The organism is Streptomyces sp. NPDC002580 (genome assembly GCF_042889485.1).
Lineage (GTDB): Bacteria > Actinomycetota > Actinomycetes > Streptomycetales > Streptomycetaceae > Streptomyces.
This window is the reverse complement of the sequence record NZ_JBIAQZ010000002.1, coordinates 608,100-630,777: the sequence shown is the minus strand read 5'-3', so window position 1 is coordinate 630,777 and position 22,678 is coordinate 608,100. Positions and strand designations below refer to the sequence as shown.

The window sequence follows — 22,678 nt, the reverse complement described above, 5'->3', positions numbered from 1 at the left end:
GGTCACAGGGTACGGGCGGAACTCGCCTGTGCGGCCGGGGAGTCGGCGACGGTCTCGAAGGACGGCCACTGTTCGTGCCAGCGCAGGTCGGCCTCCAACTGCGCGGCCAGTGACACGAGCAGCGGCTCGCTGTCGGCGGGGCCGAGCAACTGCGCGCCGACCGGGAGCCCTTCTCCGACGAAACCCGCGGGGACGTTGACGCCGGGCCAGCCGAGGATGTTCCACGGCCATGCGTACGGACAGGCGGCGATCATGGCCCGGTCGGTGCCGAAGCCGCTCAGGCCGAGCATCGAGCCGATCCGCGGCGGAGGAGCGGCGGTCGTCGGCGCGAGCAGCACGTCGTACGTGTCGAAGAGCGCGCCGACGCGTCGCTGCAGCGTCGCCTCCGCGCGGCGGGCGGCCCGCAGCGGCGCTCCGCCGAGCAGTCGGCCGAGGCGCGCGGTGTCGACCGTCCGGCGGTCGAGGAGTTCGGGGAACGGCACTTCGCGCACGTGCTCCGCGATGCCCGCCGTGGCGCGCGGGAGGAAGGTGAGGCCGATGCGTCCGTAGCTCGGTTCGGCCTCCTCCACGGTGTGCCCGAGCCCGGCGAGCCGTTCCGCGAGCGCGACGACCTTCGCCCGGACCGCAGGGTCGAGCCGGGCGGGCAACGCGGTGAAGGGCGGTTTCAGCGACAGCGCGATGCGCAGCCGGCCGGGATCCCGGTCCACGGCGTCGCTGACGCTCAGCGGGGCGGGCCGGTGCAGATCGCCGTCGTGGTTGCCGCTCGCCGCGTCCAGCAGCAGGGCCGCGTCGGCGACGGTGCGGGCGAGCGTGCCGTTGACCGTGATGCCCTGGAAGGACTCCGGGCGCGGCCAGGTGGAGATGCGGCCGCGCTGCGGCTTGATGCCTATCAGGTGGGTCCAGGCGGCCGGGATGCGCACGGAGCCCGCGCCGTCCGAGCCCAGCGCGGCGGGGACCAGGCCCGCGGCCACGGCCGCGGCGGAGCCGCCCGACGAGCCGCCCGGGGTGTGCCCGTGGTGCCAGGGATTGCGGGTCGCGCCGAAGGCCGGGCCCTCGGTGAAGGGCCACTGGCCCAGCTCGCAGGTGTTGGTCTTGCCGATCACGACGGCACCGGCGGCCCGCAGCCGCCGTACCGCCTCGCCGTCCGCCGTCACCGGGGGGAATTCGCCCGGGCAGCCGAACGCGGTCGGCTCGCCCGCCACGTCCATGTCGTCCTTCACCGCCAGGGGCACCCCGAGCAGCGGCCGCCGTCCGCCCGCCGCCAGCTCCGCGTCCGCCGCGTCGGCCTCGGCGAGGGCCGCCTCGGCGCGCACCCGGCGGAAGGCGTTCACCGTCGGCCGGGCCGCCTCGACGCGGGCGAGCGCCCGCTCGACGAGTTCGCGCGAGGTCACCTCGCCTGCGGTCAGCGCGCGCACGCTCTCGGCCAGGCCCGCGGAACGGTCGGGAGCCATCCGGTCACCTCCGAAGGACGGTGTCAAAGGACGATGTGGACGACGTCTACCGAACGGTAACCTGTCGACGGGTCCAGCGGTGGCGGATGCTCAACCCACTTTGTGGAAGCGGTAGTTCCGAATAGTGGGGCATCCTCCGGACGCCCCCGGGGCCAAGGGGCGCGACGGGGCTCTGCAAGGATGCGGTACGTCATGGTGCAGATACCGAAGCAGTCCGCCCAGCCGTCGCCCGCACAACGACCCGTGCCGACGAGTGCCGACGTGGCACGCCTCGCGGGTGTCTCGCGCGCGACTGTCTCGTACGTCCTGAACAACGCGAGTGCCGTCCGCATCAGTGAACCCACCCGGCGCCGGGTCCGCGAGGCGGCCGAGGAGCTCGGGTACGTCCCGCACGCGGCCGCCCGCAGTCTGCGCGCCGGCCACAGCCGCATGGTCCTGATGCCCGCGCCGACCATTCCCGTCGGCCCCCTCTACAGCCGGTTCTTCACCGAACTCCAGGCGGCGCTCGGCCGGCTCGACTACACCGTCGTGCAGTACGGCAGCGTCGGCCTGCGCGGTGACGAGGCGGCCCGGGCCTGGGCCGAGCTGCGGCCCGTCGCCGTCCTCGTCCCCGGCGGCGGACTCGGTCCGCAGGGCGTGGCGGTCCTGAAGCGGGCCGGCGCCCGCGCCGTGGTCACGCTGGGCCCCGAACGGGTCGACGGCGCCCACGCGCTGCTCATGGACCACGACCGGGTCGGCCACTGCGCGGGCGTCCACCTGCTGTCCGTGGGCCGCCGCGGCGTCGGTGTGGTGATGCCCGAGGAGGCCGGCCTGGAGATCTTCTCCAGGCCCCGCCTCGACGGCGTACGGCGGGCCCTGGCGGGTACCGGCGCGACGGTGACCGAGCTGCCCCTGGCGTACGAGGAGGAGGCCGCGGCCCGGCTCGCGGCGCGCTGGCGTCGGCTCGGCCTCGACGCCGTGTTCGCGTACAACGACGAGTACGCGATGCTCCTCATGCGGGCGCTTCAGGACGAGGGGATCGCCGTCCCGGACGAGACCGCCGTGGTGGGTGCCGACGACCTCATGCTCGGCCGGCTGCTGCGGCCCCGGCTGAGCACCGTGCACCTCGAGCTGCCCTCCGGGCGGGACCTGGCCGAACTGGTCGACCGAGTGGTCCGTGAACCGGGTGCCGAGCCCGAGACGCACGAAGTCCTGGGGGCGCGGGTCGTGCACCGCGCGTCGAGCTGAGAGAGGCTGGGCCTGTTCACCCGGCCCGGGCAGGGCCGGGCTGGTCCCCTCGCCGGAGCCGTGCCCCGGCGGCACCGGACACCGGAGGAGCGTCATGCGGACGACGGTCGGCATCATCGGCGGCGGCCCGGCAGGGCTTCTGCTGGCCCGGCTGCTGTACCTCGAGGGGATCGACTGCGTCGTCCTGGAGAGCAGGACGCGCGCGTACGTGGAGCGGCGCCAGCGGGCCGGAATGCTGGAGCAGGGCACGGTCGACGCGCTGCGCGCGTGCGGGGCGGGCGAGCGGCTGGACGCCGAGGGCCTGGTCCACCACGGCATCGAGCTGCGCTTCGACCGCGAGCGCCACCGCATCGACTTCCCCGCGCTCACGGGCGGCCGCACCGTCACGATCTACGCCCAGACGGAGATCGTGAAGGATCTCGTCGGCCTCCATCTCGAAGCGGGACCACCGCTGCTGTTCGGGGCGCGGGCCCTGGCGGTGGAGAAGCCCGAGAGCGACTCACCCGTCGTACGGTTCGCCCACGAAGGGCGCGAGCGGGTGCTGACCTGCGACTACGTGGTGGGCTGCGACGGCTCCCACGGCATCGCGAGCGCCGCGTTCCCGGCCGGGACGAGCCGCTCGTACACGCACGACTACCCCTACTCCTGGCTCGGGATCCTCGCCGACGTGCCGCCCTCCTGCGAGGAGTTGATCTACGCCCGGAGCGCCACCGGGTTCGCCCTGCACAGCATGCGGTCCCCGTCGGTGTCCCGTCTCTACCTTCAGGTCCCGAACGGCACCGACGCCGCCGACTGGCCCGACGAGCGCGTCTGGGACGAACTGGCCGCCCGCTTCGCGGTCGACGGGGACTGGCGGCTGGAGCGCGGTCCCGTCACCGCCAAGTCGGTGACCCCGATGCGCAGTTCCGTCCACGAACCGATGCGCCACGGGCGGCTGTTCCTCGCCGGGGACGCCGCCCACATCGTGCCGCCGACCGGCGCCAAGGGGCTCAACCTCGCGGTGTCCGACGTACGGCTCCTGGCGCGTGGCTTCACCGAACTGCGGAACACCGGGTCGGGTGAACTGCTCGACCACTACTCGGAGTTGGCGCTCGAGCGGGTGTGGCAGGCGACCCGCTTCTCGTACGACATGACTAAGATGTTGCACGCTCAACCAGATGGGGACGCCTTCGAGGAGCGGACGCAGCTCGCCCGGCTGCGCCGGATCACGGCGTCCCGTCCCGCCGCCGCCGAACTGGCCGCGAACTACACGGGACTTCCGCTCGCCGTGTGAGTGCGAGTCCCGCTGGTGATCAGTGAACGATCGGAGAGCCGACATGCCACTGCTCGACCCCACGACCTGGCAGTCCCGCCCGCTCTCGGGCGGTGAGTACGCCGTCACCGAGCCCGCCACCGGTGAGACCCTCGGCGCCGTCACGCTCGCCGCCGCCGAGGACGTCGCCACCGCCGCCCGGACCGCCCGCGCCGCACAGGCCGAGTGGGCCAGGGCCCCGCACTTCGCGCGCGCCGCCGTGCTGCGCAGGGCGGGGGACCTGTTCACCGCGCACGCCGCCGAGCTGCGCGACTGGATCGTCCGGGAGTCCGGATCCATCCCGGGCAAGGCGGACTTCGAACTGCACGTCGCCGCCCAGGAATGCTACGAGGCGGCCGCCCTCGCCTCGCGCCCCACGGGCCAGGTCCTGCCCTCGGAGGCGCCGCGCCTGTCGTACACGCGCCGCGTCCCGGTCGGTGTCGTGGGCGTGATCGCGCCGTTCAACGCGCCACTGATCCTCTCGATCCGCTCGGTCGCCCCGGCCCTCGCGCTCGGCAACGCCGTCGTGCTGAAGCCGGACCCGCGCACCGCCGTGTGCGGTGGACTCGCGCTCGCCGCCGTCTTCGCCGAGGCAGGGCTTCCGGACGGGCTGCTGCACGTCCTTCCCGGCGGTCCGGAAACGGGTCGCGCACTGGTCGCCGACCCGCTCGTGCCGGTCATCTCGTTCACGGGCTCGACCGCCGCGGGACGCGCGGTCGGTGAGGCGGCGGGCCGTCATCTCAAGCGCGCGCACCTGGAACTGGGTGGAAACTCCGCCCTGGTCGTCCTCGCGGACGCCGATCTCGACGCGGTCGTCTCCACGGCGGCCTGGGGCTCGTTCTTCCACCAGGGCCAGATCTGCATGACGACCGGCCGACACCTGGTCCACGCCTCGCTGTACGAGGAGTACGTCGAGCGGCTCGCCGCCAAGGCCGACTCACTGGCCGTGGGAGACCCGTACCGCGAACAGGTCCACCTCGGACCCATCATCGACGACGCCCAACTCGCCAAGATCCGGGGGCTGGTGGAGTCCAGCACGGCGCAGGGCGCGAAGCTGGCGGCGGGCGGCACGCACGACCGGCTCTTCTACCGGCCGACCGTGCTCGCCGGGGTCGACGACGTGACCCCGGCCTATGCCGAGGAGGTGTTCGGACCGGTCGCCCCGGTCCGTTCCTTCAGCACTCCCGACGAGGCCGCGGCCCTCGCCTCGGACGGGCCGTACGGCCTGTCCCTGGGCATCGTCACGCGGGACACCGCGCGCGGCCTCGACCTCGCCGAACGCATCCCGACCGGTATCGTCCACATCAACGACCAGACCGTCAACGACGAGGCCGTCGCGCCCTTCGGCGGTACGGCCGCCTCCGGCACCGGCGCCCGCTTCGGCGGCGAGGCCAATCTGGAGGCCTTCACCGACCTGCGGTGGACGACCGTACGCGGCGACGTGGCCCCGTACCCCTTCTAGACGACCGGGACGACCGGGACGACCGGGACGACCGGGACGACCGGGACGACCGGGACGACCGGGCTCCCCGGGAACCGGACCTGTCGGGCTCGGGGCGGGCGCCCCGGACCTTCAGGGCCGGTCTCCGGGAGGGGCGACAGCGGCCGTGACACCGCGGTGTCAGGCGTCGTGCGTCAGGCGGACGGTCCCGGGGCCATGGGCGGACCGTACCGGGCTACGGACGGTCCGTCCCGGCGCTACTCGCCGTCCTTCGCCCGCTGGGCCGCGACCGACCTGCGGACCTCGTCCATGTCCATGTCCCGGGCCTGCTTGATCTCGTGGTCCAGGGCGGCGGCGGGCAGCGCACCGGGCTGGGCGAACACCGCGACCTGATCGCGGACGATCATCAGGGTCGGAATCGACCGGATGCCGAAGGCGGCGGCCAGCTCCGGCTGCGCCTCCGTGTCGACCTTGGCGAAGACCAGGTCGGGGTTGGCCGCGGCGGCCTTCTCGTAGACCGGGGCGAACTGACGGCACGGCCCGCACCACTCCGCCCAGAAGTCGATCAGGACGAACTCGTTGTCCGTGACCGTCTGGTCGAAGTTCTCCTTGGTGAGCTCCACGGTGCTGCTCATGCGCTTCCTCTTCCTCACGTCCGGGTCATGCAGGTTTCCACAACGCCGCCCGCCGGGGGCGTATTCCGGGCCCGTACCCGTGTGGCCACGGAGCACACCAGAGACCAGACTGGCTCCATGACGGAAACGGATCCCATCGCCTACGACGTCGTGGTGCTCGGTGCCGGGCCCGTGGGGGAGAACGTCGCCGACCGCGCCCGCGCCGCCGGCCTCTCCACCGCGGTCGTGGAGAGCGAGCTGGTCGGCGGCGAGTGCTCGTACTGGGCGTGCATGCCCAGCAAGGCGCTCCTCCGCCCGGCCATCGCCCGCGCCGACGCCCGCCGCGTACCCGGCCTCGCCGAAGCCGTGCGCGGCCCCCTCGACGCCCCGGCGGTACTCGCCCACCGCGACTACTTCACCTCGAACTGGAAGGACGACGGCCAGCTCGACTGGCTGGACGGCATCGGCGCCGCCTTCCACCGCGGCCACGGCCGCCTCGCCGGACCGCGCACCGTGACGGTCGACGGTCCGGACGGCGGACGCCAGGTGCTCACCGCCCGGCACGCGGTCGCCGTCTGCACCGGCACCCGCGCCGTGCTCCCCGATCTGCCGGGGCTGGCCCAGGTCAAGCCGTGGACGAGCCGCGAGGCCACCAGCGCGCACGCCGTTCCCGGGCGGCTGATCGTGGTCGGCGGTGGTGTGGTCGCCGCCGAGATGGCCACGGCCTGGCAGGCCCTCGGTTCCCGGGTCACCCTGCTGGTCCGCGGCAAGGGGCTGCTGCCCCGCATGGAACCCTTCGCCGGGGAACTCGTCGCCGAGGCGCTGACCGAGGCGGGCGCGGACGTGCGCACGGGCGTCTCGGTGACCGCCGTCTCGCGCGAGGGCTCGACCGTGGTCGCCCTCACCGACACCGGCGACCGCATCGAGGCCGACGAGATCCTGTTCGCCACCGGCCGGGCGCCCCGCACCGACGACATCGGTCTCGAGACGATCGGCCTGGACGCGGGCGGCTGGCTCGACGTCGACGACAGCCTCAGGGTCGTCGGCAGCGAGTGGCTGTACGCGGTCGGCGATGTCAACCACCGCGCCCTGCTCACCCACCAGGGGAAGTACCAGGCCCGGATCGCGGGTGCCGCCATCGCCGCCCGTGCCGCGGGGGTACCGCTGCTGGAGACGAATCCCTGGGGCGCGCACGCCGCCACCGCCGACCACGCCGCGGTCCCGCAGTGCGTGTTCACCGACCCGGAGGCGGCGGCCGTCGGCCTCTCCCTCGCGGAGGCGGAGCGGGCCGGGCACCGGGTCCGGGCCGTGGACGTCGACATGGCGTCGGTGGCCGGCGCGGGCCTGTACGCGGACGGCTACCGCGGCAAGGCCCGGATGGTCGTCGACGTCAACCGCGAGATCGTCCTCGGCCTCACCCTGGTCGGCCCCGGCGTCGGCGAACTGATCCACTCCGCGACCGTCGCCGTCGTCGGACAGGTGCCGATCAACCGCCTGTGGCACGCGGTCCCGTCGTACCCGACCGTCAGCGAGGTGTGGCTGCGACTCCTGGAGGCGTACCGGGACGCGTGACGCGGCGGCACCCCGGGCGGGGCGCCGTTTCCCGGGGCGGGAGCCCGACGTACCGGGACGCAGCCGCGGTACCCCCGGGTGAGGCCTCCAGGCGTGAGCCATGAGTGGTACCCCGGGAACACCGTGTTCCGCGGGGCATTCTGGACGCCGCGTGCCCCGGGCCGCTCGGGGCGCCGCCGCGTCCCGCGGGGCGCCCGGGGGTGCCCCGGTGCGGGCGGCACCCCGGGCGCCTCGCCGCACGCCGCCCGGAGCACCCCGTGCACGGGCGTCAGACCGGTGACACCAGCTCCCGGTACTCCTCGCTCCACAGGTCGTCGGCCGCGTCCGGGAGCAGCAGCACCCGGTCGGGGCGCAGGGCGTCGACGGCCCCCACGTCGTGGGTGACCATGACGATCGCGCCCGCACAGGTGTCCACCGCGGCCAGGACCTCGGCCCTGGAGGCCGGGTCGAGGTTGTTCGTGGGCTCGTCCAGGAGGAGCACGTTCGCTCCCGAGTGGACGAGACCCGCCAGTGCGAGCCTGGTCTTCTCGCCCCCGGAGAGGACGGAGACACGCTTGTCGGCGTCGTCGCCGGTGAACAGGAACGAGCCGAGGACCCGCCGCACCTCACCGTCGGTGAGGTGCGGCGCGGCAGCGGCCAGATGGTCGCGGACCGTGCCGGCCGGGTCCAGCGTGTCGTGCTCCTGCGCGAAGTAGCCGAGGCGCAGCCCGTGACCGCGCACCACCCGCCCGCTGTCCGGGTGTTCGTGACCGGCGAGCAGCCGCAACAGCGTGGTCTTGCCCGAGCCGTTCGGACCGAGGACCACCAGTCGGCTGCCCCGGTCGACCGCCAGGTCCACCCCGTCGAGGACGCGCAGATCGCCGTACGACTTCGTCAGGGAGACCGCGCCGAGCGGCATCCGCCCGCACGGCGCGGGTTCCGGCAGCCGGATCCGGGCTACCTTCTCCGCCCGCCGGACCGGTTCCAGCCCGGCCAGCAGGCGGTCGGCGCGGCGGTCCATGTTCTTCGCCGCCACGGCCGTCGACACGTGCGTACGCATCTTGTCGGCCTGGGAGCGCAGTGCCGCCGCCTTCCGCTCCGCGTTCGCCCGCTCCCGGGCCCGGCGGCGCTCGTCGGCGGCGCGCTGGGCGAGATGGGCCGCCCAGCCGGTGTTGTGGACGTCGACGGTGGCGCGGCGCGGGTCCAGGTGGAAGACGCGGTTGACCACGTCGGCCAGCAGGGAGGTGTCGTGGCTGATCAGGACGAGCCCCGACCGATGACCGGCCAGAAAGCCGCGCAGCCAGGCGACCGAGTCGGCGTCCAGATGGTTCGTCGGCTCGTCCAGGAGCAGCGTGCCGCCGTCCGCGAAGAGGATCCGGGCCAGTTCCGCCCGCCGTCGCTGCCCGCCGGACAGGGTGCCCATCGGCTGGTCCATCACGCGGGCCGGCAGCCCGAGACCGGCGGCGACCCGGGCCGCCTCGGCCTCGGCCGCGTACCCGCCGCGCGCCTGGAACGCGGCCTCGGCGCGCACGTAGGCGTCCATCGCGCGCTCGGATCCGTCGGCCATCGCGGCCTCGGCGGCCCGCAGCGCCCGTACGGCACGGTCGAGGCCCCGGGCGGACAGGATCCGGTCGGTGACGGTGACCGCGGGGTCGGCCGTGCGGGGGTCCTGGGGCAGGTGGCCGACGGCGCCGGTACGGGAGACGGACCCGGCGGCGGGCCGATGCCGCCCGGCGAGGATGCCGAGGAGCGTGCTCTTGCCCGAGCCGTTGCGGCCGACGAGGCCGATGCGGTCGCCCGGGGAGACGTGGAAGGAGAGGTCGGACAGCAGCAGACGGGCGCCGACGCGCACGTCGACACCGCGAACGGTGATCATGGGAAAGGCTCCAGGAATCAATCGGCACAAGGACACACGGGTGGCGTGGAGGCGGGTCCTTGAGCTAAGAGATTCGAGGTGTCGACATGCCGTCAGGCTACCGAGAGGGACGGCGCGAACGCCTCCGATTAATCGACGGCCGGGCTCGACCGCCGGGCTCGACCGCCGGGCTCGACCGTCCGGCTCGTCCGCCCACCCCGGCTGCCTGGCGTTCCCTTCTCGGGTCGGCCCACTCGCGTGTCAGTCCGGCAGGGTGAAACCCAGGGCCTCGGCCGCCCGTTCCGGCGTCGGCTGGGCCCAGAGTTCCGATGTCGCCCGGTTCGAGGACAGCGAGCGCAGCTCCGCGCGGTCCAGGTAGAGCGTGCCGTCCAGGTGGTCCGTCTCGTGCTGGACGATCCGCGCCGGCCAGCCGCTGAACACCTCGTCGACGGGCCGCCCGTGCTCGTCGAGTGCCGTCAGCCGCACCTCGGCGTGCCGGGCCACGACCGCCTGCCAGCCCGGAACGCTCAGACAGCCCTCGAAGAACGCCGCCCGCCCCGGTCCGATCCCCTCGTACGCCGGATTGACCAGCACCCGGAACGGCTGCGGCACCCGTCCGCGCGCGAGACGCACCTCCTCCGGTACCGGCGCCGGGTCCTCGACGACGGCGAGGCGCAGCGGCACCCCGACCTGCGGCGCGGCGAGACCGACACCCGGCGCCGCGTGCATCGTGGCGCGCAGAGCCGCCACGAAGCGGGCCAGCAGCGCGGGACCCAACTGCCCGTCGTACGGTTCGGCGCTCCGCCGGAGCACGGGGTCACCGGCCGCGGCGATCGGCAACGGACCCTCGTGGCCGAGGAGTTCCTCGACCAGGTCGCTCAGGGGAGTGGGGGAGGCGCTGAGGTCACGTTCGGATGCCATCGCGCCAGGATGCCAAGCCGGATCGGGCCGATCGAGGCGGCGCAGGGCGAGTCCCACGACTCTCTGTGTGACGCAGGCCACACATCGGCCCGGGAACTCGCCGCTCCCGCGCCCCGACTACTGGACCGCCACCGGCACCAGGGAGCCAGACTCCCGCGCCCACGGCTCCTTCCGTCCCCTGCCCGACCGGAGAACACCGCCGATGCCCACCGCTCCCGCCCCGACGACGGACGCGCCCCCGCCGTCCGCCGTCCCCGTTCCGGCCCGAGGTCTCCGATCCGTCCTGCGCCCGCTGGTGCTGCGCCTGCACTTCTACGCGGGCGTGCTCGTCGCCCCGTTCCTGCTGGTGGCCGCCACGACCGGCCTCTTGTACGCCGCCTCGTTCCAGGCCGAGAAGATCGTGTACGCGCACGAACTGACCGTTCCCGCCGGTGAGCGCCGACTGCCGCTGTCCGAGCAGGTCGCGGCGGCCCGCGAGGCCCACCCCGAGGGCACGGTCGCGGCCGTCCGCCCCTCCCCGGAGGCGGACGCCACGACACGGGTCCTGCTCTCCGGCGTCCCGGGTGTCGGCCCGGACCGCACCCTCGCGGTGTTCGTCGACCCGTACACCGCCCAGGTGCGCGGCTCGCTGGAGCAGTACGGATCCACCGGGGCGCTGCCGCTGCGCACCTGGCTCGACGGGCTGCACGGCAATCTTCATCTGGGCGAGAGCGGCCGCCTGTACAGCGAACTCGCCGCGAGCTGGCTGTGGGTGATCGCGGTCGGCGGCCTCGCGCTGTGGTTCGGCCGACGCCGGGACCGGCGCAGGGTGCGCGGGGCCACCGGGCGCCGCCGCACCCTGGGCCTGCACGGCACGGTCGGTGTCTGGGCGGCGGTCGGCTTCGTCTTCCTCTCCGCCACGGGCCTGACCTGGTCGACGTACGCCGGGGCCAACATCGACACCCTGCGGACGGCGCTGCACCAGGCCACCCCCTCGATCTCGGCGGCGACCGGCGGTGACCACGGGAGCCACGACGGTCCGGGAGCGGGAACCGGAGCACCCGCCGACCCCCGGGGACTCGACACGATCCTCGCGGCCGCCCGGGCCCAGGGGCTGGGCGACCCCGTCGAGATCGTCCCGCCCGCCGACGCGTCCTCGGCGTACGTGGTGAAGCAGATCCAGCGCAGTTGGCCCGAGAAGCAGGACGCGGTGGCCGTGGACCCGGCGAGCGGCGAGGTGATCGACGAACTCCGCTTCGCCGACTACCCGTTGCTCGCCAAACTGACCCGCTGGGGCATCGACGCCCACACCGGGACCCTCTTCGGCCTGGCCAACCAGGTCGTTCTGATGGCGCTCGCGCTCTCGCTGATCCTGCTCATCGTGTGGGGCTACCGCATGTGGTGGCTGCGCGGCAAGGCGACCGCGTTCGGCCGGCCGATCCCGCGCGGAGCCTGGCAGCAGGTGCCGCCGCAGATCCTGGTCCCCGCGCTCGCGGCCGTCGCCGTCCTCGGCTACTTCGTCCCGCTGCTCGGCATCCCGCTCGCCGCGTTCATCGCCGTCGACGTCCTCCTCGGCGAGATCGCGCACCGCAAGAGCGCGCGCACCGTCACCGACCGGACTCCGTGACCCGAGCCGCGACCGCCCCACCGCCGCTCCCGGACGATTTTCCTGACGCCTGACGCCTGACGCCTGACGCCTGACGCCTGACTGATGGCCGGGCCGCCGGGCCGCCGGGCCGCCAAACAGGCTGGCAGGCGGGCCTCTGGCCCGGCGGCCCGGAGGCGGACCGGACCGGTCGCTGGACCGGTTGGTGGGCCGCGGCGCACGTGGGAAGGCCGGTCACCTCGGTGACCGGCCTTCCCACGTGCGCTCTGAACTCGTGTTCCCCGGGCCGGAGTCGCCGACGACTCCCGCTCGGATCAGACCTGCTCGAAGTCACCCACGAACGCGGACGCGATCCGCAGATGCGATGCCGCCTCGTCGTGTCGGCCCTGGCGTTGCAGCGTGCGTCCCAGCATCAGCCGGGCGTAGTGCTCGACGGGGTCGAGCTCCACGACGGCACGCAACTCGGCCTCAGCGCGCCGAAGTTGGGCCGAGTGGTAGTAGGAACGCGCCAGCAGCAGCCGGGGTCCGACCTGATCCGGCGCCTCCTCGACCAGCCCGCCCAGGACCCGCGCGGCCGCCGCGTAGTCCTTGGCCTCGAAGAACAGTCGCGCCCGCTCCCAGCGCTCCGCGGGCGTTCCGTGGTCGTAGTACGTCATGTCCACCGCAGACCTCCTTCGACGGGACACAACCGCGGTGGTTCGTTGAAAATTCCACGACCTGCCACTCCGGTCGTGAGAGCCGTGGAGTTACGGCCGACCCGCCCCCGAGTCGGCCAGTTCCGCGTCGGCCCGCTCGGTGACAAGGGTCAGTACGCGCCCGGCGGTCGCGAGGTCCTTGGCCGGGATGTCCGCGTACAGCCGGGCCGCGATCTCGTTTCCGGCGGTGCGGATCGACTCGAACAGCTCCCGGCCGCCCTCCGTGAGGGACACCTGCCCGGAGGGGGTTTCCTCCAGCAGCTTCAGGGCCGTCATCTCGTCCACGGTCCGCCGGGCGGCCGCCTCCTCGATCTTCAGTGCGCCGGTGAGCCGGCCCTCGAGCCGCGCGCGCTCGACGGTCCCGCCGTTGTCGGAGACGGCCCGCAGGGCGACGGACCGGTTGAAGGTGGTGCCGCTGCGGGCGAGCACCCGCTCCAGGGCGGCGCGGCTCGCGTAGTGGGCCAGGCCGATGACCTGGCCGTTGACAGGGGGAACGGGAGTTGTCATGACTGCTCCTTCGGTGCGACCTCGTCGGAATGCGGTTCGGATCCGGTGTGCGGATCGAGTTCCACGTCGAGCAGGGCGGCCAGTTCGCGGCTGAGCGCGCGGGTGCGCTCGCCGCCGAGGCCGCCCAGTGGTTCGAGGAGTTGTTCCAGCAGGCACTGGACGACGTTGATCGCGCGGCGGGTGACCTCGCGCCCGTCCTCGGTGAGGGACAGCCGCATGGCCCGGGGGTCGGCCGGATCCCGGACGCGGTCGATGAGTCGCGCCGCTTCCAGGGAGCGGGCCAGCTTCGACACGTAGAGCGGTTCGAGGCCGGTGTGGTCGGCGAGCTGACGCTGGCTTGGGCGCACGCCGGCCCGGTGCATCCCGTACAGCGACGCCACGAGCGAGTACTGCGCGTGCGTCAGCCCCAACGGGCCCACCGCCCGGTCGACGGCGACCCGCCACTTCATGGACAGCCGCCACACGAGGAAACCGGGCGTCGCGTTCTCGGATACCGACTCCACTGAGCTCATGAGAATTAGCGTACATGGCTACTATGTACATGGCTACTATTTGTGTCGGGTCGGTACCCCGCCCCACCGGATCCACGGCCCCACGTTTCCTGCCAGTCCCTCGAACGGGTGCCTCGAAAGGTCCCCGGGATCCACCCGCGCTTCCGCGAAGCCCGCCCGCACGGGTTCGTGTCCCGGTCCACGGCCGGAACCGGGTCCTCCGAGGCCGCGCCGCTTCTGAGCCATGTGCCCCGCGATGGGCGGATCGACGACCTGACGAGAGGACCCCGACGGGGCTAGGTTGTGCGCCATGAGCAATCTTGATCGGGAGGCGGCTCCCGCCCTCTGCGGTGGCCGTGGATTCGTGGTGGCCGAGCCGGTGCGCGAACTCCTCAGTCCCCGCCGGGTCAAGCTCGGCGAGTCCACCGAGGTCCGCCGCCTGCTGCCCAATCTGGGGAGGCGGATGGTCGGTGCGTGGTGCTTCGTCGATCACTACGGGCCGGACGACATCGCCGACGAGCCGGGCATGCAGATTCCGCCCCATCCGCACATGGGCCTGCAGACCGTGAGCTGGCTGCACGAGGGGGAAGTGCTGCACCGCGACTCCACGGGCAGCCTCCAGACGATCCGACCGCGTGAACTCGGCCTCATGACCTCGGGCCGCGCCATCAGCCACTCCGAGGAGAGCCCCCGCTCGCACGCCCGCCTCCTGCACGGCGCGCAACTCTGGGTCGCCCTGCCGGACAGCCACCGGCACACCGACCCGCACTTCGAGCACCACGCCGACCTGCCCGTCGTCACCGCCCCCGGACTGCGGGCCACCCTGGTGCTGGGCACGGTCGACGGCGCGTCCTCACCCGGCACGACGTACACACCGATCGTCGGAGCCGATCTGGCCCTCACGAGCGGCGCGGACGTACGGCTGCCGCTGGACCCCGACTTCGAGTACGCCGTCCTCTCCATGTCCGGCGAGGCCCATGTCGACGGCGTGCCGATGCTCCCCGGCTCCATGCTCTACCTCGGCTGCGGACGCGCCGAACTCCCGTTGCGCGCCACCTCGGACGCCGGCCTCATGCTCCTGGGCGGTGAGCCGTTCGAGGAGGAGTTGGTCATGTGGTGGAACTTCATCGGACGCTCCAACGACGACATCGCGCAGGCGCGTTCGGACTGGATGACCGGGCCGAGATTCGGCGAGGTCAAGGGATACGACGGCGATCCCCTGTCCGCTCCCGAACTGCCGCCGGGCCCGCTGAAACCCCGAGGGCGAGTGCGCTGACCTGCGTGGACGGCGGGAGAGCGCGGCCGCTGGCCGGCCGGCCTCTCGCCTGCTCCCCCTTCGCCCATCGACACCCCTGGGCATTGCGCCGATGTTGGGATGAAGGCTGCCGGTCACCCCTGGATGTTCGGGGCCGTGCCATGATCCGGTTTCATGGGTGACCGCTCACTTTCACGCGCCTGGCCGGCTTCGTGGACAGGCGGAGTCTCCGGGGCTCTCGCGGCAACGGCAGGCGAGTTCGAGCATCGGCACGACTTTCCCGCCGGCGCCAACGAGGCCCGCCCGGCCGGCCGCGCTGATCAAAGTGCGGCCGGCGCGCTTGCCCAAGCGGGCCTCATCTCGGCTGACCTGGTCACTTTCCGGGTCGAGGCCGACCAGAGGAGAAGACTTCGCGTGCCGTCTGCGGAGAGGTGCGTCGGCATGCCGTCGTCGTCCCGGACGAACCAGGCCGCTCTGCTCTGGTGGACGTCTCTGAAGAAGACTGCCGCCTGTGAACCGCTCTGACTCATGTTGCCGAGCCCGGCGAGCCCCGCCACTCGTTCCGTCAGGGGGTCTCGGACACAACTCGCCGGTTGATTCTTGGTCGGTACGAATTGCATGGTGGGCATCCCGGCGGCATCGAAATCGGCGGTATCCGGACCGATCGGAGTCATGTAGCCGGCGAGCCTCTGGCCGCCTTGTGAGGGCGGCTTCCCCTTGACCTGTCCCGCACCGGGGAACACGGTGTCCAGGACCCACCAACCGTCTGGACTCCGGCACCCAGGGGTTCGGCATCGGTCTCGCCAACTGCGTCCGCATCGCGGTGGCGCACCGCGGCACGCTGTCCATCGAGGACGGCATCGACGGGGGACGAGCGTCACGTGCCACATTCCGTATCCGCCTGGCATCGGGTGACCGCGTCCTCCCCGGCGTTCACGAGCGCGAGCGGGACAGCACCGCCTCGACCCGGCTGCCCACCTCGCGCGGGCTGAACGGCTTGGCGATGTAGTCGTCCGCTCCCGCCTGGAACCCGGCCTCGACGTCGTTCTCCTCCGTCTGGGCGGTGAGCAGGATGACCGGGAGCCGCGCCGTCGTGGGCTCGCGCCGCAACCGGCGGCACACCTCCACGCCGGTCAGGCCCGGCATCCTGACGTCCAGAATGGCCAGGTTCAGTTCCCGCTCGAGTGCGATGCCCAGGGCCTCGGAACCATCCTGCGCCAGCACCACGGTGTGGCCGACGGTGCCCAGTTTGAACGCCACCACGTCGCGGATGTCGGCGTCGTCGTCCGCCACCAGAATGATCCCCACGGCATGCTCCTTCCGCCGGACACCGTCCTTTCGGCGAAATCGCGCAGCGGTCAGGGGGACGGGCCCGACGCGCACGCCGTCATGCAGTCAGTATCACCCAGAGATCGGACAGCCGCCCCGGAGCGGCAGCGTCATGGGCCCCGCCGGCAGGACTTCGTGAGGCGTGTCCGGGTCCTGGTCCCGGTGCGACCTGCTTGAGACGTCAGCGAGACGTGAGCAGGACGTAAGCGGCTCCTGTGACCGTGGTGAGGCATACAAGCTGGTGTGCCCGGCCTGTTCCCGAGTGACCGGAACGGGTGCTCCGTACGCCGATTTGAGGAGTCACCACATGACCACCCCCCATCATGACGCCGTCCCCACCGGTCTCTCCCGTAGGTCCGTGCTGGCCGCGGCCGGACTGACGGCCGCGGGCGTCGCGTTTCAAGGGTCCCTCGGCGCTTCGAGCGCCGCCGCGGCGGCAGCGCCCGCGATCTTCTACTCGCCGCACCAGGACGACGAGGCGATCGGGATGGCCGGCTCCATCCTGGAGCACAAGGCCGCGGGGCGACCCGTGTACCTGGTTCTCGTGTCCAAGGGTGAGAACGGCGGCATCGCGCAGCACCTCAACGAGAATCCGTGCTTCCTGGGCGACAAGTGCTCGGCCCCCGGTCACCACCAGTTGGGATGGCAGGAGACATGGCCGACGCCGGAGGTGGTCTCGGCCCGCACATCCGAGTTCACCCAGTCGGCCAAGGCCATCGGCGTCGACAAGGTCATCAACTTCAAGCTCTCCGACAACGCTTACGGCACCGACAGCGAGTACGACACTTTCGTCAAGCAGATCATGGGCAAAGTCCGTACGCTCGCCCAGCAGTACCCCGGCGCTTCCCACAAGTTCACCGCGGGATGGCTCGACACGACCGACCCGACCCAGCCCGTGAACGCCACGCACAAGGCATGCAGCGATGCCGCGTACTGGCTGGTGAAGAACGGTGAGTTGACGGACGTCCGCTTCAACCACATCTACACGTATGAGGCGTTCAGCCGCGACCAGCGCAACCGCGGCGCGGACCACGTGCTCAACATCCCCTCCTCGCACATGGCGAAGAAGCGGGCTGCGATCCTCGCGTACAACACCTGGGACCCGAGCCGGAATCTCTACACCACCGGGTACCACAGCGTGCCCAGGATGCTGGAGGAGGCGTACAGCGACCCCAGGGAGTTCGTGTTCGTTCTGCCGTCCAACTACCGTGCTGGCCGCGGGCACTGAGTCTCCGCCCCACCGTTCGCGGGTAGCACGCGGGGGCGCAGCGGAGCCTGGCGAACACAGCGCCGAAGCGAGGAACGGTTCAGACGCGGCCCGCCGATCGTCAGGTCGGCGGGCGCAGGTGACGTCGGTTCGCGACTCCGGGCAGGGTGCGGAAACAGCGTGGCCGCCGCCTTTGCGTGCCGGTGGCGTCCGGTCTCCCGACCCGCCGTACCGGTGGCGGCCCACGTCCGAAGAGAGCGATGCGGACGACCGGCCGGCAGGCGACGACGACCCTGTGGCGCCCCGCGGGCCCCAAGAGCTGCAGCTGGTAAGGGAGTTGAACTGGCGCGCCCGGCCGCCCCGGCTGTCCGAGCAGCCGATCTTCTACCCGGTCCTCAGGAGGCCGCGCCGAATGTCTGCGGCGTAGGTACGGAGATGCTGCCGGGGTATGGCCGGACGCCTGACTGGCCAATCGGTTATGTGGTGAACGTGGGAACCATCTGCGGCTCCGCTCTGCTCCGGGCATCCAGCTCGGATGGCGGGAAGGTCCGGTGCCGACTGACGGCCGCAGTGTGGGACGGGAGCCCTGTAGTAGTCCGAGCGTGCGAGAGGCGCGTACATGGCGAAGGGGGCCAGTAAAGCGCCGTTCCGCCCGCCCGTCCGGACGGTTCGTCAGATCATGGCGAGCCGGTCCACCAACAACTCCACCCTCTGCTCGGCGTCCTCGGGCAGCAGCCGTCCCGCCCGGGTCAGGGTGGCGAGCCCGTGCAGGGACGCCCAGAACACCTCGGTGAACAGCCCCGGATGGACGCCGTCCCCCGCCATGTCGGCGAGGCACTCGAGTAGGGCGGCGAAGGCGTCCTTCAGCGGCTCGGGGGTGTCCTCCTGCGCGTACGCCAGACCGCCGTCGAGTTGGAACAAGGCGTCGTAGACTGCCGGGTTGCGTGCGGCGAAGTCGAGGTAGACGCGGGCCAGGGCGGTGACCCTGCCGCGCGGGTCGTCCTCGGCGGAGGTCGCGGCCCGTACCGCCGCGGCCATCTCGGTGGCGCCCTGAAGGGCGACCGCGCCGATGATCTCGCGCTTGCCGCGGAAGTGGCTGTAGAGGACGGGCTGGCTGTACTCGATGCGCTCGGCGAGCCGGCGGGTGGTGACCGCGTCCCAGCCCTGCTGCTCGGCGAGTTCGCGGGCCGTCGCCACGATGAGGCGCTCGCGCTCCGCCCGTTCGCGCTGCTTGCGTTCTTGTACCGACATACATCGATCCTAGCAGTGCTAGACAATCGAGCGTCAGTAGTACTAGCGTTGCCTCATCGGCTAGCAACGCTAGATTTCAGGAGGGGTCGTCATGCTCAACGCACTCGAGGTCTTCACCACGGTGATCGTCGGCGTGATGGTGGGGGTGGAGTTCTCCGTCGCCTTCATCATGAGCCGGATCCTGAACGCGCTCCCCGAGGACAGCCGCCAGCTCGGTCACGCCCACGGCGGCCGAATGCTCGGCGCCCTGATGCCGTTCTGGTACATGGGCTCGCTCGTCCTCAGCGCGATCTGGGCTGTCGCCGGATGGCACCACCGCGGCGCCGGACTCGTCGTCACCGCCGCCGGCCTGCTGATCGTCAGCGTGGTCATGTCGATCCTGCTGCTCGTCCCGATCAACAACCGGAACAAGACCTGGACCCCCGACAACCGGCCCGCCGACTGGAAGCAGCAGCTGAGCCGTTGGGACCGCTACCACTACGTCCGCGTCGCCGTCATCATCGCAGCCTTCACCCTGCTGGCCGCCGCCCTCGCCTGAACCCGCAGGCGAAGACCGCACCGGTAACACCACCGCGCGGTCGCCGCCCGGTGGCCACCGCTCCAGACAGACACCCTGGGCGAAGCCGGCGGCCACACCGCTCTCCGACGCCGGTCTCCGGATCGTTCTCGGCGCGCCCCTCGATCAGGGCCGGGAGGAGTTCCAGGGCCAGCACGGTCTTGCCGGCCCCGGCACACCCGTGACGACCAGCCGTAAAGGACGGGTGGCGCGGTGGCAGGTGACGATGTCGGGCACACCCGCCGAGCCCGTAGCGGCGGCCTGCAGACGTCCTGCCGGCAGGGCCACCGCTGGCCGGAGCACGGCCGGGTGCGGGGCGTAGGTGAGGTCGACGCGTCGGATGTCGGCGCCCAGCGGCTGCCGTCCTACAGCGCTCTCCCCGGCCTCGACCCGCCTGGCCAGGGTCGTGGACCGGACGCGGGCGAGTTCAGAGTCGTTGCCCTCCACCGGCTTGCGCAGCGCCGCCGATGCGGCCGCGAGCCCGGCCACGCCCAACGGAAGACCCAGCACACCGGGGGTGTCGGACGATCCCGGACCGCCATGAGAGATCTGCCGAACCGCGTGCAAGGCGCTCGCGATGATCATCCGCGCGAACAGGGCGCCGATCGACTGCCAGTTGCGCCGCTTCGTTCTCTGAACCCGTCAACCGGGCCTGCGACTGCTCACCGGCATCGGGGCATCCAGCAGTCAAGGCTGGGACCGGCTCAGCGGCCGGTCCCAGGAGAATCACCAGGTCCTGCTCCGCGTAGTCGTACAGGATCGGCCACGACACGTGGCCATCGGCCGCCTCGGCGTGCGTGGCGGACACCAGTCGGGACAAGCGCGCCCGTCCCGACGGCGCGTGCACGCTGTCCAGCCGCTTGAAGAGCATGCCCTCCGTCCCGGCCGACGCCCAGGTCGGCCGCTCGCGCACGGTGTACGGAGCGGCGGTCGACGGGAACAACATCCACGGCGCGGACAGCCGCTGGGCGGCGAACGCTGACTCGAGCGCTGCCGGGCGCCACCGATACGGTCGGTCGGTGGCGCCCGTGCCGGACAGCCGCAGGGGCTGTGTGCTGAGCTCCTGGCGCGCCTCCATGCAGCGCGGCCCGGACACCGGGCTGCCCCGGATCCAGTGGCGTACGGTCTGATGTCACGGTCGTGCACCGTCCGCAACGGATCTCACCGAACCCGGCGGTGCTGCCGGTACGGCCGAGAGATCGGCCCCAGTACCGGGAATCAGGCCGCGACGAGCTCCTGCTCGCGGTCCGGCGTCCTGACCTTGGGCTTCTTGTTCGGCAGTGAGAGCCGGAAGACCTTGTGCCACGCCGAGAACACCTGCTTGGGCAGCGGCCCGGTGACGTACTCCAGCTCGTACTTCTCGAACAGCGCGCGCACCTTCACCGCGACCTCGGCGTACCGGTTGCTCGGCAGGTCCGGGAACAGGTGGTGCTCGATCTGGTGCGACAGGTTGCCGGTCATGAAGTGCATGGCCCTGCTGCCGCTGATGTTCGCCGACCCCATCATCTGGCGCAGGTACCACTGGCCGCGCGTCTCGCCCCTGATCGACCGGCGCTCGAAGACCTGCACGCCCTCGGGGAAGTGCCCGCACATGATCACCGAGTGGGTCCAGACGTTGCGGACCAGGTTCGCGGTGAACGTGGCGGCGAGCGTGGTGAGGAACGACGGGCCCGACAGCAGCGGGTGGATCACGTAGTCCTTGAGCACCTGCTTGCGGATCTTGCGGCCCACGGCCCTGGCCCGCGCGCGGAACTCCGGGTTCTTGCGGCGGCGCTTGCCGAGGTTCTTGCCGAGCTCCAGGTCGTACGCCGCGATGCCGTACTCGAAGAAACAGGCGTTGATGAAGTTCCACAGCGGCTGGCCGAGGTGGAACGGGTGCCACCTCTGGTCCTCGTCGACGCGCATGATGCCGTAGCCGAGGTCGTTGTCCTTGCCGATCACGTTGGTGTACGTGTGGTGCAGCTCGTTGTGCGAGTGCTTCCACTGGTCGGCCGGCGAGACGTGATCCCAGTCCCAGGTGGTGGAGTGGATCTTCGGGTCCCGCATCCAGTCCCACTGGCCGTGCAGGATGTTGTGGCCGATCTCCATGTTGTCCATGATCTTCGCCACGGACAGGCCTGCGGTGCCGATCAGCCACGCGGGCGGGAAGAACGAGAACAGCAGCACGCCCCTGCTGGCCAGCTCGAGCTTGCGCTGCGCCGAGATGACCTTGCGGATGTAGGCGGCGTCTTTCTCACCACGGCCGGCGATCACCTCGTCGCGGATCGCGTCCAGCTCGCGGCCGAGCTCCTCGATCTGCTCCGCGGTCAGGTGGGCGGTGGGGTCGATGGCGGTCAAGGTGCTCCTACCGTTCGATGTCGCAGGGGCCCGCCGCGGCGGACACGCAGGTCTGGATGAGGACGCCCGGCTCGGCCTCGGTGATCTCGCCGGTGCGCAGGTCGCGGACGGCGCCCGACTTGAGCGGCGTGACGCAGCCGAAGCAGATGCCCATGCGGCACCCGGAGGGCATGAGCACGCCGGCCTCCTCGCCGATGTCCAGCAGCGGCGTGGCGCCGTCCGCTTCGACGGTCCTGCCGGTGGTGCTGAACGTGACCTCGCCGCCGTCGCCGGTGACGACGATGCCGGCGCGGAAGCGTTCGGTGTGCAGGCGCTCCTGTACGCCGTGCTCGCTCCAGTGCTCTTCGGCGGCGTCGAGCAGGCCCGCGGGCCCGCAGGCCCAGGTCTCGCGCTCGGCCCAGTCGGGCACGAGTTCGTCGAGACGGGCGATGTCGAGCATGCCGTCCGTGTCGGTGTGCACCTCGGTGAGCCGCAGCTTCTTGTCCGCGACCAGGCCGTGCAGTTCGCTGCGGAAGATCACGTCTTGCGGCTGTGGCGCGCAGTGGACCATGACGACGTCGTCGAGCTCGGTGTCGCGCAGCATGCCCATCACGGGCGTGATGCCGCTGCCGGCCGTCAGGTAGAGCACCTTGGCGGGCTTGGCCGGCGGCAGCACGAAGTCACCGGTCGCCTGGTCGAGCTGGATCAGCGTGCCCGGTCTCGCCCTGCGGACCAGGTGGTTGCTGACCTTGCCGTCCGGGATCGCCTTCACGGTGATCGTGACGCGGCCGTCCTTGCGGCTTGTCGGCGAGGTGAGGGAGTAGGCACGCCACAGGCGCACCCCGTCGACGTCGACCCCGATCCGTACGTACTGACCGGCCGTATGGCCGCGCCAGCCCCGTCCCGGCCTGATCACGACGGTCGCGGCGTCACCCGTCTCGGGGTGCACGGCCTCGATGCGCCCACGCAGGTCAGCGCCGGCGCGCAGCGGGCTGACCAGGTCGAGGTAGTCCGACGGCAGCAGCGGCGTCGTGACCATCTCCAGCATTTTCCACGCCCTGCTGCGGAGGGCTGTGCTCGTCATGACTCCAGCTTGCTGCGCTTCAAGGCGTAAAGTCCTGACCGTAGGACGTGA

General features: G+C 71.9%; 21 protein-coding genes and 1 pseudogene. 10 read left to right on the top strand and 12 right to left on the bottom strand.

Features of this window, described 5'->3' with window-relative positions:
- Positions 1-2 precede the first annotated feature (2 nt).
- Positions 3-1,451, bottom strand: coding sequence for an amidase (locus tag ACFYW7_RS09205; RefSeq protein ID WP_389499710.1), 1,449 nt, complete (start codon positions 1,449-1,451; stop codon positions 3-5).
- A 192-nt stretch (positions 1,452-1,643) separates the two neighbouring features.
- Between ACFYW7_RS09205 and ACFYW7_RS09200 the strand changes: the two genes are divergently transcribed.
- From ACFYW7_RS09200 to ACFYW7_RS09190, 3 genes are all read left to right on the top strand, one after another.
- Positions 1,644-2,678, top strand: a complete 1,035-nt coding sequence (locus ACFYW7_RS09200) for a LacI family DNA-binding transcriptional regulator (protein ID WP_389499708.1) — start codon at positions 1,644-1,646, stop codon at positions 2,676-2,678.
- A gap of 94 nt (positions 2,679-2,772) precedes the next feature.
- Complete coding sequence (locus tag ACFYW7_RS09195; protein ID WP_389499706.1) at positions 2,773-3,951, top strand: 4-hydroxybenzoate 3-monooxygenase; 1,179 nt, start codon at positions 2,773-2,775, stop codon at positions 3,949-3,951.
- A gap of 43 nt (positions 3,952-3,994) precedes the next feature.
- Complete coding sequence (locus ACFYW7_RS09190; RefSeq protein ID WP_389499704.1) at positions 3,995-5,431, top strand: benzaldehyde dehydrogenase; 1,437 nt, start codon at positions 3,995-3,997, stop codon at positions 5,429-5,431.
- A 236-nt stretch (positions 5,432-5,667) separates the two neighbouring features.
- On the opposite strand, the gene trxA is transcribed toward ACFYW7_RS09190, so the two are convergent.
- Entirely contained in the window at positions 5,668-6,045 is a 378-nt protein-coding gene (trxA, locus tag ACFYW7_RS09185; RefSeq protein ID WP_389499702.1) for a thioredoxin, read from the bottom strand.
- Positions 6,046-6,162: 117 nt separating this feature from the next.
- On the opposite strand from trxA, the gene ACFYW7_RS09180 reads away from it, so the two are divergent.
- Complete coding sequence (locus ACFYW7_RS09180) at positions 6,163-7,596, top strand: dihydrolipoyl dehydrogenase family protein (protein ID WP_389499700.1); 1,434 nt, start codon at positions 6,163-6,165, stop codon at positions 7,594-7,596.
- A gap of 268 nt (positions 7,597-7,864) precedes the next feature.
- On the opposite strand, the gene ACFYW7_RS09175 is transcribed toward ACFYW7_RS09180, so the two are convergent.
- Positions 7,865-9,451, bottom strand: a complete 1,587-nt coding sequence (locus tag ACFYW7_RS09175; protein WP_389499698.1) for an ABC-F family ATP-binding cassette domain-containing protein — start codon at positions 9,449-9,451, stop codon at positions 7,865-7,867.
- A 240-nt stretch (positions 9,452-9,691) separates the two neighbouring features.
- The gene (locus ACFYW7_RS09170) at positions 9,692-10,351 is read right to left on the bottom strand and encodes a peptide deformylase (RefSeq protein WP_389499696.1); all 660 of its coding nucleotides are present in this window, start codon (positions 10,349-10,351) and stop codon (positions 9,692-9,694) included.
- A gap of 202 nt (positions 10,352-10,553) precedes the next feature.
- On the opposite strand from ACFYW7_RS09170, the gene ACFYW7_RS09165 reads away from it, so the two are divergent.
- Positions 10,554-11,957, top strand: coding sequence for a PepSY-associated TM helix domain-containing protein (locus tag ACFYW7_RS09165; protein WP_389499694.1), 1,404 nt, complete (start codon positions 10,554-10,556; stop codon positions 11,955-11,957).
- Positions 11,958-12,250: 293 nt separating this feature from the next.
- Here the strand turns inward: ACFYW7_RS09165 and ACFYW7_RS09160 are convergent, their stop codons facing one another.
- From ACFYW7_RS09160 to ACFYW7_RS09150, 3 genes are all read right to left on the bottom strand, one after another.
- A complete protein-coding gene (locus tag ACFYW7_RS09160) occupies positions 12,251-12,598 on the bottom strand; it encodes a tetratricopeptide repeat protein (RefSeq protein WP_389499692.1) in 348 nt (115 codons plus the stop codon).
- A gap of 84 nt (positions 12,599-12,682) precedes the next feature.
- Positions 12,683-13,138, bottom strand: a complete 456-nt coding sequence (locus tag ACFYW7_RS09155) for a MarR family winged helix-turn-helix transcriptional regulator (RefSeq protein ID WP_389499690.1) — start codon at positions 13,136-13,138, stop codon at positions 12,683-12,685.
- Positions 13,135-13,650 (bottom strand): MarR family winged helix-turn-helix transcriptional regulator, encoded by a 516-nt coding sequence (locus ACFYW7_RS09150; protein ID WP_389499688.1) that lies wholly within the window; start codon positions 13,648-13,650, stop codon positions 13,135-13,137. Before ACFYW7_RS09150 ends, ACFYW7_RS09155 begins: the two co-directional genes overlap by 4 nt.
- 289 nt (positions 13,651-13,939) lie before the next feature.
- Between ACFYW7_RS09150 and ACFYW7_RS09145 the strand changes: the two genes are divergently transcribed.
- Positions 13,940-14,905, top strand: a complete 966-nt coding sequence (locus tag ACFYW7_RS09145; RefSeq protein ID WP_389499686.1) for a pirin family protein — start codon at positions 13,940-13,942, stop codon at positions 14,903-14,905.
- Positions 14,906-15,817: 912 nt separating this feature from the next.
- On the opposite strand, the gene ACFYW7_RS09140 is transcribed toward ACFYW7_RS09145, so the two are convergent.
- Entirely contained in the window at positions 15,818-16,192 is a 375-nt protein-coding gene (locus ACFYW7_RS09140; RefSeq protein WP_389499684.1) for a response regulator transcription factor, read from the bottom strand.
- A 328-nt stretch (positions 16,193-16,520) separates the two neighbouring features.
- Here ACFYW7_RS09140 and ACFYW7_RS09135 point away from each other — a divergent pair, with 328 nt between their 5' ends.
- Together ACFYW7_RS09135 and ACFYW7_RS09130 are read left to right on the top strand one after the other, a co-directional pair.
- Positions 16,521-17,441, top strand: a complete 921-nt coding sequence (locus tag ACFYW7_RS09135) for a PIG-L deacetylase family protein (RefSeq protein WP_389499682.1) — start codon at positions 16,521-16,523, stop codon at positions 17,439-17,441.
- Positions 17,442-17,680: 239 nt separating this feature from the next.
- Positions 17,681-17,817 (top strand): annotated as a pseudogene (locus ACFYW7_RS09130) (ADP-ribosylation/crystallin J1); the annotation flags it as partial.
- Between the two features lie 275 nt (positions 17,818-18,092).
- Here the strand turns inward: ACFYW7_RS09130 and ACFYW7_RS09125 are convergent.
- On the bottom strand, positions 18,093-18,671 hold the full coding sequence (locus ACFYW7_RS09125; protein ID WP_389499679.1) for a TetR/AcrR family transcriptional regulator: 579 nt from the start codon (positions 18,669-18,671) through the stop codon (positions 18,093-18,095).
- Between the two features lie 91 nt (positions 18,672-18,762).
- On the opposite strand from ACFYW7_RS09125, the gene ACFYW7_RS09120 reads away from it, so the two are divergent.
- Positions 18,763-19,209, top strand: a complete 447-nt coding sequence (locus ACFYW7_RS09120; RefSeq protein ID WP_389499676.1) for an anthrone oxygenase family protein — start codon at positions 18,763-18,765, stop codon at positions 19,207-19,209.
- A gap of 144 nt (positions 19,210-19,353) precedes the next feature.
- Here ACFYW7_RS09120 and ACFYW7_RS09115 read toward each other — a convergent pair whose 3' ends face one another.
- Entirely contained in the window at positions 19,354-19,737 is a 384-nt protein-coding gene (locus ACFYW7_RS09115) for a hypothetical protein (protein WP_389499674.1), read from the bottom strand.
- Between the two features lie 287 nt (positions 19,738-20,024).
- On the opposite strand from ACFYW7_RS09115, the gene ACFYW7_RS09110 reads away from it, so the two are divergent.
- On the top strand, positions 20,025-20,357 hold the full coding sequence (locus ACFYW7_RS09110) for a hypothetical protein (protein WP_389499672.1): 333 nt from the start codon (positions 20,025-20,027) through the stop codon (positions 20,355-20,357).
- A gap of 88 nt (positions 20,358-20,445) precedes the next feature.
- Here the strand turns inward: ACFYW7_RS09110 and ACFYW7_RS09105 are convergent, their stop codons facing one another.
- On the bottom strand, positions 20,446-21,564 hold the full coding sequence (locus ACFYW7_RS09105; protein ID WP_389499670.1) for a fatty acid desaturase family protein: 1,119 nt from the start codon (positions 21,562-21,564) through the stop codon (positions 20,446-20,448).
- Positions 21,565-21,571: 7 nt separating this feature from the next.
- A complete protein-coding gene (locus ACFYW7_RS09100) occupies positions 21,572-22,627 on the bottom strand; it encodes a ferredoxin reductase (RefSeq protein WP_389499668.1) in 1,056 nt (351 codons plus the stop codon).
- Positions 22,628-22,678 lie beyond the last annotated feature (51 nt).